The 12,942-nt window shown below is 63.8% G+C and carries 12 protein-coding genes and 1 pseudogene; 7 read left to right on the top strand and 6 right to left on the bottom strand.

From position 1 onward, the window contains the following. From V5B39_RS22295 to V5B39_RS19365, 7 genes and pseudogenes are all read left to right on the top strand, one after another. A pseudogene (locus tag V5B39_RS22295) lies at nt 1–102 on the top strand (IS110 family transposase); the annotation flags it as partial. Between the two features lie 241 nt (nt 103–343). Then, complete coding sequence (locus V5B39_RS19390; protein ID WP_332344501.1) at nt 344–1,309, top strand: complex I NDUFA9 subunit family protein; 966 nt, start codon at nt 344–346, stop codon at nt 1,307–1,309. 154 nt (nt 1,310–1,463) lie between these two features. Next, complete coding sequence (locus tag V5B39_RS19385) at nt 1,464–2,687, top strand: multifunctional CCA addition/repair protein (protein WP_332344500.1); 1,224 nt, start codon at nt 1,464–1,466, stop codon at nt 2,685–2,687. Between the two features lie 484 nt (nt 2,688–3,171). Then, nucleotides 3,172–3,981, top strand: coding sequence for a spondin domain-containing protein (locus V5B39_RS19380; protein WP_332344499.1), 810 nt, complete (start codon nt 3,172–3,174; stop codon nt 3,979–3,981). A gap of 67 nt (nt 3,982–4,048) precedes the next feature. Further along, the gene (locus V5B39_RS19375; RefSeq protein WP_332344498.1) at nt 4,049–4,786 is read left to right on the top strand and encodes a response regulator transcription factor; all 738 of its coding nucleotides are present in this window, start codon (nt 4,049–4,051) and stop codon (nt 4,784–4,786) included. Next, nucleotides 4,753–6,261 carry a sensor histidine kinase gene (locus V5B39_RS19370; protein WP_332344497.1) on the top strand — a complete coding sequence of 503 codons (1,509 nt, stop codon included), beginning with the start codon at nt 4,753–4,755 and terminating at the stop codon, nt 6,259–6,261. The genes V5B39_RS19375 and V5B39_RS19370 overlap by 34 nt, the downstream gene beginning before the upstream one ends. A gap of 399 nt (nt 6,262–6,660) precedes the next feature. Next, nucleotides 6,661–6,948 carry a hypothetical protein gene (locus tag V5B39_RS19365; protein WP_332344496.1) on the top strand — a complete coding sequence of 96 codons (288 nt, stop codon included), beginning with the start codon at nt 6,661–6,663 and terminating at the stop codon, nt 6,946–6,948. A 186-nt stretch (nt 6,949–7,134) separates the two neighbouring features. Here V5B39_RS19365 and V5B39_RS19360 read toward each other — a convergent pair whose 3' ends face one another. The 6 genes from V5B39_RS19360 to V5B39_RS19335 all read right to left on the bottom strand — a co-directional run bounded on the left by V5B39_RS19360 (nt 7,135) and on the right by V5B39_RS19335 (nt 12,298). Then, nucleotides 7,135–7,278 (bottom strand): hypothetical protein, encoded by a 144-nt coding sequence (locus V5B39_RS19360; RefSeq protein WP_332344495.1) that lies wholly within the window; start codon nt 7,276–7,278, stop codon nt 7,135–7,137. 12 nt (nt 7,279–7,290) lie between these two features. Beyond that, nucleotides 7,291–9,195: a DUF4178 domain-containing protein gene (locus tag V5B39_RS19355; protein ID WP_332344494.1), complete on the bottom strand. Its 1,905-nt coding sequence runs from the start codon at nt 9,193–9,195 to the stop codon at nt 7,291–7,293. Between the two features lie 39 nt (nt 9,196–9,234). Then, a complete protein-coding gene (locus tag V5B39_RS19350; RefSeq protein ID WP_332344493.1) occupies nt 9,235–10,263 on the bottom strand; it encodes an SPFH domain-containing protein in 1,029 nt (342 codons plus the stop codon). Nucleotides 10,264–10,331: 68 nt separating this feature from the next. Then, nucleotides 10,332–10,736 (bottom strand): DUF350 domain-containing protein, encoded by a 405-nt coding sequence (locus V5B39_RS19345; protein ID WP_332344492.1) that lies wholly within the window; start codon nt 10,734–10,736, stop codon nt 10,332–10,334. A 30-nt stretch (nt 10,737–10,766) separates the two neighbouring features. Continuing rightward, nucleotides 10,767–11,486 (bottom strand): type III pantothenate kinase, encoded by a 720-nt coding sequence (locus tag V5B39_RS19340; protein WP_332344491.1) that lies wholly within the window; start codon nt 11,484–11,486, stop codon nt 10,767–10,769. Continuing rightward, on the bottom strand, nt 11,483–12,298 hold the full coding sequence (locus V5B39_RS19335) for a biotin--[acetyl-CoA-carboxylase] ligase (RefSeq protein ID WP_332344490.1): 816 nt from the start codon (nt 12,296–12,298) through the stop codon (nt 11,483–11,485). The genes V5B39_RS19340 and V5B39_RS19335 overlap by 4 nt, the downstream gene beginning before the upstream one ends. Nucleotides 12,299–12,942: the final 644 nt, after the last annotated feature.

Genomic DNA, 12,942 nt, shown 5'->3' with positions numbered 1-12,942 from the left:
TTGGTCGCTTGCATGCACAAGATGCTGACGATTATGAACGCCATCGTCAAATCGGGTATTCCGTGGAATCCAGAACATCAAAATGTCTCTAAAAATGCTTGACCGGGAACACAGTTGCTCTCCCCCGACCCCTTCCACGGCCCGCGCTGCATCGCGGGCCGGCTGCGGCGGCGCGGAGCAGTGCTCCGCGAAACCCCGCCTTCGTTCCCGCGAGGGGGAGGGGAGCCTGTCGGGACCTCCCAACACTTTCATTCACACACGGGAGGGGAGATTCGTGAGTCGCATATGCGACTTTCACATTAAAATGACGGTTTTCCGACATTCAAATTACCGGTAGGAAACTATGGAACTCGAAAACGTGTTGTTGATCGGCGGGAGTGGTTTTGTCGGCGGTTGGATTGCCAGTCGCCTTTCGGAACGCGGTATCCGGGTGACCATACCGACCCGCCATCGCGACCACACCAAGAAGCTGACCATGCTGCCGATGATCAGCATGGTCGAGGCCAATGTGCACGACCCGCAGGAACTCGTCCAGTTGATGCGCGGTCAGGATGCGGTCATCAACCTCGTCGGCATTCTCCACGATCATGATTCGCGCCTGCCGTATGGCAAGGGCTTTGCTGCCGCACATGTCGACCTGCCGGGAAAGATCGTCGCCGCGATGCGGCAAAGCGGCGTTCGCCGCCTGGTCCACATGAGCGCGCTCAAGGCTGCCACCAATGCGCCATCGGAGTATCTCCGTTCGAAAGGCGAGGGCGAAGCGATCGTCCACGCCGCCATGCAGGAACTGGACATCACGGTGTTTCGTCCCTCGGTCATCTTCGGACCGGATGACGCCTTTCTCAACATGTTCGCCAAGCTCATCAAGCTGTTCCCGATTCTGCCGCTTGGTGCTGGCGAGGCACGCTTCCAGCCGGTTTATATCGGCGACGTGGCAAGCGTTTTCACTGACTGCCTGGGCAATGGCGCGACTTTCGGCAAGACTTACGAGCTCTGCGGGCCGAAGGTCTACAGCCTGCGCGAACTGGTCGAGTACACCGCCCAACTGGTCGGCAAATCCCCGAAGATCATCGACCTCGGGAGCGGTGGCTGGGCGTACCTGCAGGCCGGTCTGATGTGGCTGCTGCCAAATCCGCCGCTGTCGCCCGACAACCTGCGCTCGATGGAAGTCGATAGCGTCAGCGATGGCCAGCACGACTATCCCGACTGGCATCCGGAAGCCCTCGAAGCCGTGGCGCCCGGTTATCTCTCGCCCAACGAAATTGTCCAGCTTCGCCTCGACCGCTTTCGCTATCGTGCCGGTCGCTGAGCCAACGACCTTGACGGTCATGCCTTTTCCAGGGATCTCCGATCATGAAAGTGATGACCGTTTCCCTCTCCACCGACCCCTCCTCCACGACTGGGAAGGGGAGATTCGTGAGTCGCTGACGCGACTTTCGCATTAAGCACGAGCCGCGGCAAGCATGCAGATCTTCACGGTGGGCGGTGCGATTCGCGATGAGCTGCTGGGTTTGCCGATCCAGGATCGCGATTACGTGGTCGTCGGCGCCACCGCCGAAGAGATGCTGGCACGCGGTTTCAAGCCGGTGGGCAAGGATTTCCCGGTCTTCCTGCACCCGCATTCGCATGCAGAATATGCGCTGGCGCGTACCGAGCGCAAGACCGGTCACGGCTACCATGGCTTTGCTTTTGATTCGGCACCTGCCGTCACTCTGAGCGAGGATCTGGCGCGCCGCGATCTGACCATCAACGCCATCGCGCGCGCTGCCGACGGCTCGCTGATCGATCCCTATCGCGGCGTTGACGACCTCGCTGCGCGCGTCCTGCGTCATGTCGGCCCGGCTTTTGCCGAAGACCCGGTGCGTGTTCTGCGTCTGGCGCGTTTTGCCGCGCGTTTTCCCGAGTTTACGATCGCTCCGGAAACCCTGGAGCTGGTACGCAGCATGGTCGTCGGCGGCGAACTCGACCATCTGGTTGCCGAACGCGTCTGGCAGGAGTTCGCCAAGGGTCTGATGGAAGTCCGCCCGTCGCGCATGTTCGAAGTCCTGTGTGCCGGCGGCGCACTGGCCCGCCTGTTGCCGGAACTCGACCGTCTCTTCGGGGTCGCGCAGCGCGCCGATTATCATCCGGAAGTCGATACCGGCGTGCATGTGCTGATGGTTGTCGACCAGTCGGCGCAGCGTGGTTTCGCCCTGCCGGTTCGCTGGGCGGCGCTGCTGCACGACCTGGGCAAGGGCACCACTCCCGAGACCGATTTGCCGCGTCATCCCGGTCATGAAGAACGCAGTGTCGAACTGGCTGGCGAAGTCTGTGCGCGCCTCAATGTGCCGGTGGACTGTCGTGATCTGGCCTTGCTGGTGGCGCGCTGCCACGGCAAGATACACCGTGCTCATGAGCTGACGGCGGCGACGATCGTCAGGCTTCTCGAAAAGACCGATGCCCTGCGCCGGCCAGGCCGCTTCGAGCAACTGCTCGAAGCCTGCACCTGTGATTTTCACGGCCGTCTCGGCTGGCAGGACCGTCCTTACCTTGCCCCGGCGCTCTTCCGACAGGCGCTGGTGGCGATGCGCAGCGTGAACGCGGCGGCGATTGCACATGCCTGTCCCGAGCGCGCACAAATTGCTGCACGCCTGCACGCAGCACGTGTCGCGGCAGTCAGGCAGGCCCTGTCCACCCCGATGGCCTGAGAGGTGGTGAAGCCATCTGTGCCGGCATTGCAGGCGCAGTCCTCTCAGGAATCCTCTTTTTCCGCTGTGCGCGGTACGTCGGCGGCTTCATGGATGTCGTGTGATCGCGCTCCTCCCCCTTGTGGGGGAGGAAAGCCTGTCGGTACCTCCCAACACTTTGAACTGCAATGCTCAAGCGGCCGCGGGCTGCCCCTGCCGCTGTTTCCTCCCTTACCAACTTCCCCTTTGCGCCAGTGCCCACATGCAGATGCACCGGCGGTCCTTCTGCACCGCGTGCGCGACGGTTTCTCCCTGTCGATCGCCAGCTTGCCCGGTCCTGAGACGCTTGCCGACGCCGCGTGAAGCTTGCCCGCTTGCGAGGCGGGATTCACGGCGCCGTGATCTTTCGATGAGGACTGCGGGATGTGGGCTGCCTATGATCGGCTCGACGAGTCTGCTTTGCGGGCTCGCTTGCCGACCACCACATCCTGACAGGAGAACCCTCATGTACCATACTGCTTTCACTCTGGCTCGCCTCACCGTCGGTACCACTGCGCTTGCCTTGTGCGCGGCGGCCGGTGCAGCCCAGCTCAACGTTACCGTGAAGGTCGAAAACCTTGCACCCGCCAACAGCATCAGCTTTGCGCCGCTGCACCTGGGCTTCAATAACGGCACTTATGACGCCTTCAACAATGGCGAGACCGCCACGTCGGCGATCGTCTCGGTGGCCGAAGGCGGTAGCGGCTCGGTCTGGCACCCGGCCTTCGCGGCGGCCGATCCGAGCGCAACGCGCGGCACGATTGGTGGTCTGCTACAGCCCGGGGAGAGTCGTAGCAGCCGCTTCCTGGTGGATACGATGCTGAATCCCTTCTTCACCTTCGCCGCGATGGTCGTGCCCAGCAACGACTTCTTCATTGGCAACGACTCGCCGACGCGCTTCCGCTTGTTCGACGCCGCCGGCAATCTGCTGATTGGATCGATCGGTCAGAAAGCACGCGACATCTGGGATGCCGGATCCGAGCTATTTGATCCGTTGGCGGCTGCCTTCGTCGGCAACAACGATCTGCGCACGCCACAGAACGGCGTCGTCAGCTTCAATTTCGCCGAACTTGCCGGTTTCGACGGACTGACCACGGGTGCCGGCTACGTCTTCGCGAGCGGGCTGGCCGCCGACGCGGACGTCTACCGAATCAGCTTCGCGGTCGTTCCCGAGCCCGCCACGTCCGCGCTGATGGCCGCCGGCCTGTTCGCCGCCGGTTGGTTGTCGCGTCGGCGCCGCGGCGAGCCGCCGGCCCTTCTCGTCGCGCCGGTGTGACGTCGAGCGGCGTCGTTCCCCTTTCCTGGACGCACCGGCGCCGCGCGCGCGCGATGTCGGTCGCCCGATGAACGAGCAACTGCTGCTCGTCGAAGACGACGACGCGATTGCCGCCGCCTTGCGTCTGCACCTGGAGGAGGCCGGCTACCGGCTGCATCGCGAGTCCGACGGTCTGCAGGCGATGGCGGCGATCGATCGCCAGCGCTGGGACATGGTCCTGCTGGACCTGATGCTGCCGGGTGCCGACGGCTGGGACGTCTGCCGCCATCTGCGGGCGCGCCACGCGGACGTGCCGGTGATCATGCTCAGCGCCCGGTCGGCCGAGGCGCACCGCGTGCTGGGGCTCGAACTGGGCGCCGACGACTACCTCGCCAAGCCCTTCTCGATGCTCGAACTGGTAGCACGCGTGCGCGCCCTGCTGCGGCGGATCGAGCAATGGCGTTCGTCGCCGGCATCGGCTTCAGGGTCGGAACTGCGCTTCGGTTCCTTTCGCCTTGACACCATCCGCCGCGAGCTGCTGCGCGGCGACGATGCCGTGCCTCTGACCCTGCGTGAATTCGACCTGCTGTACTTCCTGGCGCGCCATCCAGGCCGTGCGTTCAGCCGCGGCGAACTGCTGCAGCGCGTCTGGGGCGCGGCTTTCGACGGTTACGAGCACACCGTGAACTCGCACATCAACCGTCTGCGCACGAAGATCGAAGACGACCCGCGCGACCCGCGGCGGATCGTCACCGTCTGGGGCGTCGGCTACCGTTTCGAAGAAAAGCCTGCATGCTCGGCCGCCGTTCCTTCACCACCCGCCTGACGCTGGCGCTGGCGCTGCTGCTGCTCGCCTACGGCGCGCTCGTCGGTCTGCTCGGCCGACATGTTGCAGCCGAGCACGAACAGGAGGCGCTGCAACGGCTGTCGCATGGACTCGCACGGCACATCGTCGAACACTGGCCCGAAATCACGCTGACCGACCCCGATCAGGCCGACCGGGCGGCACGCGCGGCGCTGCTGTCAATGCTGATGGTAGTCAACCCGGGTATCCAGGTCTATGTCCTCGATGCAGACGGCCGCGTCCAGGCGTACATCGGCGATCCCGGCATGGTGCGACAGGAACAGGTGGACCTCCGGGCCGTGCGCAACTTCCTGGCCGGCGCTGCCTTGCCGCTGCGCGGTACCGACCCGATGGGCTCGGGCATACCTCGCATCTTCAGCGCCGCGATGTTCCCGCCGCGTGCCGGTGACTCGCGGCCGCCGGGGTACCTGTACGTCGTGCTCGACGGGCCGGCGCGCGCGCAGGTGGCCGGGCAGCTCAGCCTGCGCCGGGTCTGGCAAGGTGCCGGCCTGGTCGCTGCGGCCGGGATGCTGGTAACACTTCTGGTTGGCGTCTTCGTGTTTCGCCGCCTGACCCAGCCTCTGCATCGTCTGGCCGGTCGCCTGCGCGACTACTCCCTGCATAGTCTGAACCCCGTCGACGCCGACGGTCGTCGCACACCGACGGGCGAGCAGGCACGCAGCACCGGCGATGAGGTGAGCGCCATCAGCGCTGCTTTCGACGCGATGACGCAACGCATCGAGGCGCAGGCGGCGCGTGAGCACCAACAGGCGAGCGACCACCGCGAGATGATGGCCAGCGTCGCACATGACCTGCGAACCCCACTGACGGCGCTGCACGGTCAGCTCGAAGCGCTGGCCGGAAAAACGCTGGCCGAGTCGGGGCAACGCGAGCGCGTGCTGACGGCGGCGCTGGCCCAGAGTGACAAGGTTCGCCGTCTCTCGCAGCAACTGTTCGAACTGGCGGCGTTACAGTCTACCGATCAGGTGCTGCATCGCGAGCGTTTCCGGCTCGACGAACTGGTGACCGACACGGTACAGAAGTTCGACCTCGGTAAGGGGCCGCCGCCCGTGACCTTGCACGGTGCACCCCCCGGTCCCCTGGAGTTCGAGGGCGATCTGCAACTCATCGAACGCGCGCTGAGCAACTTGCTCGACAACGCCATGCGGCACGCCGCAGGCGCTGCACCGGTGCGCGTCAGTCTTCGGCGTGAAGACGGGCGGGCCGAGGTCGTGATCGAGGATGCCGGCCCCGGTCTGTCGGCAGAACTGTTGAGTCGTCTCGAGCAGGGAAAGTCGCTGCGCGACCCGCCGCTCCAACGCACCGGCGGCGGTATCGGCGGCCTTGGTCTGGCGATCGCACAACGCGTGGCGGCGCTGCACGGCGGCAGCCTGCGGCCCTTGCCGTCGGCGATCGGCGGTACGCGACTCTGTCTGGCCTTGCCGCTGACGAACTGATCAGTACCAAAACAAAGGATAGAAATTGGGTGTAGCTCTTAAATTGATAATATCATCAATATGTTACGCCGCTATATTGACGTAATCCGACCAATTTGGTCGCTGAGGGTGAGTTTGGAGAGTGATGGGGGAGTAGAGTTGAGCCGACCTTGGCCGACCTCTATGCTAAAACGATGGCTTCGTTGCGGGATAACCCTCGGAGATCGGCCCATGGAAAGTGTAGCAAAGTTGAGTGACGAGGGAACGGGAAGGGTTGTTGGGTTGTTGGCGGGAAGGCGCTGGAGGGGCTGCTGAAGTTCATTGAAGAACGGCGGCACAGTGGTCGGGAGTATGAGGGCGGGTTCGAAGCGTTTGAACGAGAGGTCCGCAGGCGGTTCAACGAAGCGGAGCGAGAGTTTCTTGGCGAGGCTGGACGTCACGCTGCCCGAGGTGGTCATTGACGGAATCGTCCATCGGCCGGGGGTGACTGCCGTTGGGGAGTACATGACGGCAGTGGGGCCCGTGAAGGTAATGCGGCATCGCTATCGCGCGGTCGGAACGAACGGCGCGAGCGAGTGTCCGCTGGAACTGCGAGCGGGGATTGTCGAAGGGTTGTTCACGCCGCTGGCGGCGCGGATGGGGGTGTGGGCGATGACCCCCCTGACGTCCTTGGAGAGCGAGAATCTGTTTCGTGAGCTTCCAGGATGACGCGGCCATCCGCCGCTTCGCCCTGACGCACTGACGCTCAATCTCCGCCGAACCGTCGTCGATTTTCGCCAGAACCGCTCCGAGGAGCGTTTCACTGCTCCCGGATGGCCCTGTGAATATTCGAGAATCGGCGCGAGTCCTGTGCGGAAAAAGGATCGGAAATCCAATACCCGCAAGCCGAATCGATCACTTGTGATAACTGCGTGCGCCGCCGGCGACGCGTGCGGTCTGGGTGGCGGCGTCCTGGGCGAAGAGACTCCAGCCCTGATACTGGGCATACGAGAAAAAAAGCAATGCCAGCAGGCCGGCGATCCAGTTGCTTCTGATCATGGCCATCGCACCTCAGTCTGCCTCGCCACCCAGGTCGCTTTCGTTCCAGCGCCGTGCCTCGAAGGCCGCCTTCCGCCAGCGCGACCACAAGGGGAAGATCACCAGGAAGATCAGCAGCAGCACATAGTTCGACCAGCCGACCGGGTCACGGATGACTTCCAGGGTGTCGACCACGGCCGACACATTGTCTTTCCCGAGTTCGTACTCGATGACCAGGTAGTAGGTGCCTGCCGGCACAGCCCTGAACACCATTTCATCGGATGCCGAACCCTCGGACCAGCTCTCGCCGTCATCGACGCCCCGGTAGTAGCTGATTTCCTGCATTCCCTGGTAAGCCTCGCCGCTGTTCTTTTCGATCAGGGCGGTGTTCACCGACAGCCAGTTGTTGTCGACATCGGTGCTGTGGCGGACCTGCAGCGCGCGTGCACGACTCTTGAGGACGAATTCCTGGCTGTTCAGCGTCGCCTCTTCGTTCTGTGGCGAAAGCACGATGCGCTGCTTGAGGACCGACTGCGATGCAAAGAACAGCGCGAAAACGAGCTGCACGAGGGTCGCTGCCAGCGCCAGTTGCCAGAACAGCCGGCAAGTGCGGCGATGCGTTTCCAGCAGCGGGTTCGGCTGGTTGGCATAGACGCCGATCTGGCGGGGCGGCGGCGCCTTGACGCCGAAAGCGGTACGTATCTCGTCGGCCGGCCGGTACTCGGCCTGCGACCAGTTCGCTTCCTTCGCCGTCACCTCGCGCGACAACATCCGTGGCGGACAGACATAATCGTCGACGGTACAGGTCTCGCCGACGGCAACCCGCCAGTAGAACTCTCCGACGACGTAGATCACCTCGGCCGAGCCATGGTTGTAGAGCCGGAACTCGTTCCCCTGATACTTGAACTGGGTCTGCCCGCGACCGACCGACGGTGGGTTGGAAAGCGTGCGCGCATGATTCCAGTGGCCCTGGTATTCGATCAGCCAGGCGAAACCCTGCTGCTCGTTGAACAACAGATATTCCGACCACGCTTCGTCGCCACCCTGCGAGCGACTGCTGCGGCGCATGAAACCGATCACTTCCCAGTCGATGCCATCCAGCCTGCCCTGGCTGCCGAGCGGCAGCCAGGGCACTTCGCGCAATGCCTGTGCGGCCCTGGCCAGGAGTTTGATGTTTTCATTGTCGATCCCGATGATCGATCCACAACTTTCACAGGCGACGCTCTCGATGGCCGGCGAATGGATGCTCAGCGTCGCCGCACAGTGCGGACAATTGAAGGCACGCGCCGTGACCTGCGGCGCCGCGGCGGGCGAGTGATCGTCCGGATTTCTGAGATGGCTGAGCTGGAGTTCGGCAAAGGCGACCGCCTGGCCGACGAAAACCAGCGGTGGCGTCTCGCTGTAATCGATGGTCAGGAAGCGATTGTTCCCGCGCAGGTCGGCGCTCTGGACATCGTAGCCGGCAGCAACCTTGAACGGCAGTTCGCCCTGCCCGGAAATGCAGCGGGCGGTGACCAGGTTGCTGACGGTGAAGGTGCGTCCGTCGAGGATCACCGGCATCTCCGGCGCCAGCGCCGCGAACGCCGGCAGCGGGTCGCTGACCGCGACCTGCGCGCTGACCAGCCACTCGCCGGCGGCTTCGGCGAGCCATGCCGTGCGCCCGTCGTCGAAGAGGACATGCCACTCGTTCCAGATCCCGGCTTCATATTGCATCTGGATGCGGCCGATGACCGTGAACGGGTGCTTGCGGAAAGTGCCGGTGCTGCCGATCTGGACCGGCGAACGATCTTCGAGCAGTTCGGCCATGCGGCCGAGGTTCTGCAGATCCTCGCCGCTGCGCAGCAGGGTGCTGCGACAGAACTCGCAGACGACATAGATCGAAGTCGCCGACCGGAAAGCGACCGGCGCGCCGCAGGACGGGCAGCGGGCAGTCTTCACGAGCGGGCGGCCGGCACCTTCACAGATCTGGCCGGTGATCTAGACCAGCTTGCCGAGCAGTTCGGTCTTCTTGGCGTCGAATTCGGCCTGCGAGAGGATTCCCTTGGCCACCAGGCCATGCAGCTTCTCGAGCGTCGCGATGACCTCGTCGGCGCTGCCGGCAGGGCCTGCCGAGGCTGTCGGCTGCGCCGGCGCGCCGCTGCCCGGCATCGCCTGTGCCATCGCCGCCGCCATCGTCTGGCCGATGCCGAGTCCGGCGCCGAGGCCGGCACCGAGGCCGGCAATGCCACCCTCGTTCTGTGCCGCCAGCGGGATGCTGTTGGCGACCTGGTATTGGGTGTAGCGTCCGAGGTCGCCGAGCATGTTCATGCCGATGCGGCTGTCGAGGATCTTCTGCAGTTCGTCGGGCAGCGATACGTTCTGCACGACGAAGCTGTCGAGCGTCAGTCCGTAGCGCTCGAAAACCCTGGTCAGCTTGTCCTCGAGGGCCCGGCTCAGTTCGTCCAGGTTGGCCGCCATGTCGATGAAAGGCACCCCCGATTCGCCAAACAGGTCGGTCATCGAGCTGATCACCAGGTTGCGCAACTGGCCATCGAGTTCAGCGACGGTGTATTGCGCACGCGTACCGGAAATCTCGCTGTGAAACTTGCGCACATCGGTCAGCTTGTACGAATAGATCCCGAAAGCGCGCATCCGCACCATGCCGAAATCCTTGTCGCGAATGGTGATCGGATTCGGCGTTCCCCATTTGCAGTCGAACTGCAGGCGGGTCGAGAAGAAATAGACATCGGACTTGAAGGGTGACTCGAAGAGCTTGTCCCAGTGCCTGAGGTTGGTCAGCAGCGGCAGGGTACTGGTCGTCAACCGGTAGCGACCGGGCCCGAAAACGTCGGCGATCTGCCCCTCATTGACGAAGATGGCCATTTGTGACTCGCGCACCGTCAGTTGCGCCCCGTACTGGATCTCGAAATCCTGCATCGGGTAGCGCATGGCAAGGACGCCGTCGCCTTCTTCAGTCCAGTGAATGACATCGACGAACTGTTTCTTGATGAAATCCATGAGCGCCATGGCAATCTCCTGATCACAAGGTTGGCAGGCCGGCGCCACGCTGGCTAGCGCCGGGAGAGAGAAATCGGTCAGTAGGTCATGCAGGCGGCGTTGATCAGGCCGATGCTGAACGAAATGGCGGCCAGGAATATCGCCGGTGCGATCCTTCCGGCCGGAATGTCCTGATTGAGTTGCGGCAGCGTCAAACGGGTCACCAGATAGGCCAGGATCTGGATGACGCCGGCGATCGCTCCCCAGGAAGCGAGGTCGATCAGAGTATCGCTATGGGCGATGACGTTGGCCACCGGCATCGCGAAACCGAGCAGCGCACCCGCCAGGCTGACCGCGGCCGCTGCGTTGCCGGCGCGAATCAGCGCGACCTCGTGGTAAGGCGTGACGTTCAGGTAGACCAGCAAGAACAGCACCAGCAACCCCATCGCCACGGCGAAGTAGGCGAGGAAGGCGGGCAAGGTCGTCAAGAGGTGGGTCGGCATGCGGCATCTCCTGTCCACAGGCAGAGCGGTTCAAAGGGATTCGGCATAGCGTACCAGACCGCTGAGGATGAGATTGTCCGTCAACTGGAAAGGGATGCGCAGATGTGCCGCCAGCGGCGCGGCGCCACCACCGGTCAACAGGCAGCAGGCGTCGGGTTCGGTGGCGATCGCCGCAAACATCCGCTCGACGGCACCGAGCTGAGCCTGCAGGCAGCCGCTGACGATGGCGTCCCTGGTGTTGCGCGGCTCGCTACGGAAAACGCCTTCGGCGAAGGGCAACTGCGCCGTGTTGCTTGCCAGCGCCGCCCGCATCAGGTCGTACCCCGGCAGGATCAGGCCGCCGCGAAACAGGCCGGAGGCGTCGAGCCGGTCGATGGTTGTCGCCGTGCCGGCGCAGACCACCAAGCAGGTACTGCCGAGCAAGGCGCGCGCGCCGATCAGCGCCGCCCAGCGGTCGGCACCGAGTTGCCAGGGATGTTCATAGGCATTACGTATGCCGCAGGCCTCGGTGCTGGCGTGTAGGAACGAGACCTGGGCGTACCGCCCGGCGAGCAGAGCCGCAATGCTTGCGGCAACCTCGTGGCCGGCGACGTTGCAGATCGCCACCCGTGCCGCCGCCGGCCATTCGTCGGCGGCCTCGCTCAACCACTCGACATCGGCAGTCGCCAGCACGCCGCTGTCCAGCCACCGGCTGCCGTCATGGACGCCCCATTTGATGCGGCTATTGCCCGCGTCGATAGCGATGTTCATGCCACTTGCAGCGACAGATCGCCGCACAGGCAGCGTTCGATACCGTTCGACGTTCGGAGCAGAAGCGCGCCGTCGGCGTCGGCGCCGAGACAGGTCCCTTGGCGGTCGAGCTGCCCGTCGTTGAGCAGACGCACCTGACGATCCTGCCAGATATGGTGCGTCTGCCATTCGTCGCGCACGGCGCGAAAACCGCCCGCCGAAAAGTCGTCGAGAACGGCGGCGAGATCGAGCAGCAGTTGCGCCAGCAGGCGGTGGCGATCGGGCGCTGGCGACAGCGCCTGCGCCAAGGCCGCCGGGCGATGCAGGAATTGCTGCAGCTCTTCGGCGGCAACGGCAGGCATCTGCAGATTGAGGCCAATGCCGATCACCGCCAGCATGCCACCCGGCACGCTCTCCAGTTCGATCAGGATGCCGCCGACCTTGCCGCCGTCGAGGAGGATGTCGTTGGGCCATTTGAGTCCGACGCCGGCGACGCCGCAGGCCTTGAGCGAACGTGCGACGGCGACGCCAACCGCCAGCGACAGTCCCGCCAGCCGCGCCATGTCGCCGCTGAAGCGCCAGGCGAGCGAGAAGGTCAGGCTGGCTTCGGGAGATGATTGCCAGCTACGACCGCGACGGCCACGTCCAGCCGTCTGCCGGTCGGCAACCAGCAGCGCACCGCTCGTCGCCCCTTGCCGGGAGCGTTCGAGCAGCAGGGTACTGGTCGAGCTGCATTCGCGCAGCGCTTCGATCGTGAAGCGACTCTGCGCCGATCCGAGCAGCCGGGTCAGGCGGGCAGGATCAATCTGGCAGGGGCTATGCGAAGGGTCCATGGCTTCGTCATCACAGGCAACGCCGCCATTATCGCCGATTAATGTGAAAGTCGCGTATGCGACTCACGAACCTTCCCTTGTATAGTGAGTTTTAGGGAATTGATGTAAATGAAATGTGGTCTGTGGAGCTTGTGGGCAAAGGGGCGCGCGGTGGGAAACGCGAAGCGTTTTCCACGGCAAGCGACCCGGTTCGCCACAGGCGAATGGTCCACAAATCCACAGACTGGTGGTTTCGGTACGGCGGCTCGTCCGCCCCTGGGGACATCAAGCCCGTGCGAGAGCAAAGAGCGCCGTACCGTCTTCTCACGGCAAACCCGAACGGTTGCTTGGGCGAACGAGCCCGCATTTTTGCAAGGATGGGTAGCAGGGACAGGCCCACGAGGGGGGTGCAGAGATGAAACGGCACCTCGAACCCGCATCGGTCGATGACTCGCAGGCTCCGGTGCGCGTCGCCTGGCGCTCTTTCTCCAACCGACTCGACCCGTTAATGTGAAAGTCGCGTCAGCGACTCAGGAATCTCCCCTTGTATGCTTCGTTTCATGGTTTTTGGTTCATTTGGGAGAGCCTGGGAAGTGATGGCTGAAAGGGGGTCAAGAGGACCGTGGAATAAATGCGAGAGAGGTATTTTCTCTCGCGTTTATGCC

It is taken from the genome of Accumulibacter sp. (assembly GCF_036625275.1).
In the GTDB taxonomy this organism is placed as follows: Bacteria; Pseudomonadota; Gammaproteobacteria; order Burkholderiales; family Rhodocyclaceae; genus Accumulibacter.
Note: the sequence above shows the minus strand (reverse complement) of the source record. Positions and strands in the feature narration are given on the sequence as shown.

Coding starts and splice junctions, on each gene's coding strand:
- V5B39_RS19390 (WP_332344501.1), top strand. CDS start 344: ATGGAACTCGAAAACGTGTTGTTGATCGGCGGGAGTGGTTTTGTCGGC.
- V5B39_RS19385 (WP_332344500.1), top strand. CDS start 1,464: ATGCAGATCTTCACGGTGGGCGGTGCGATTCGCGATGAGCTGCTGGGT.
- V5B39_RS19380 (WP_332344499.1), top strand. CDS start 3,172: ATGTACCATACTGCTTTCACTCTGGCTCGCCTCACCGTCGGTACCACT.
- V5B39_RS19375 (WP_332344498.1), top strand. CDS start 4,049: ATGAACGAGCAACTGCTGCTCGTCGAAGACGACGACGCGATTGCCGCC.
- V5B39_RS19370 (WP_332344497.1), top strand. CDS start 4,753: ATGCTCGGCCGCCGTTCCTTCACCACCCGCCTGACGCTGGCGCTGGCG.
- V5B39_RS19360 (WP_332344495.1), bottom strand. CDS start 7,278: ATGATCAGAAGCAACTGGATCGCCGGCCTGCTGGCATTGCTTTTTTTC.
- V5B39_RS19350 (WP_332344493.1), bottom strand. CDS start 10,263: ATGGCGCTCATGGATTTCATCAAGAAACAGTTCGTCGATGTCATTCAC.
- V5B39_RS19345 (WP_332344492.1), bottom strand. CDS start 10,736: ATGCCGACCCACCTCTTGACGACCTTGCCCGCCTTCCTCGCCTACTTC.
- V5B39_RS19340 (WP_332344491.1), bottom strand. CDS start 11,486: ATGAACATCGCTATCGACGCGGGCAATAGCCGCATCAAATGGGGCGTC.
- V5B39_RS19335 (WP_332344490.1), bottom strand. CDS start 12,298: ATGGACCCTTCGCATAGCCCCTGCCAGATTGATCCTGCCCGCCTGACC.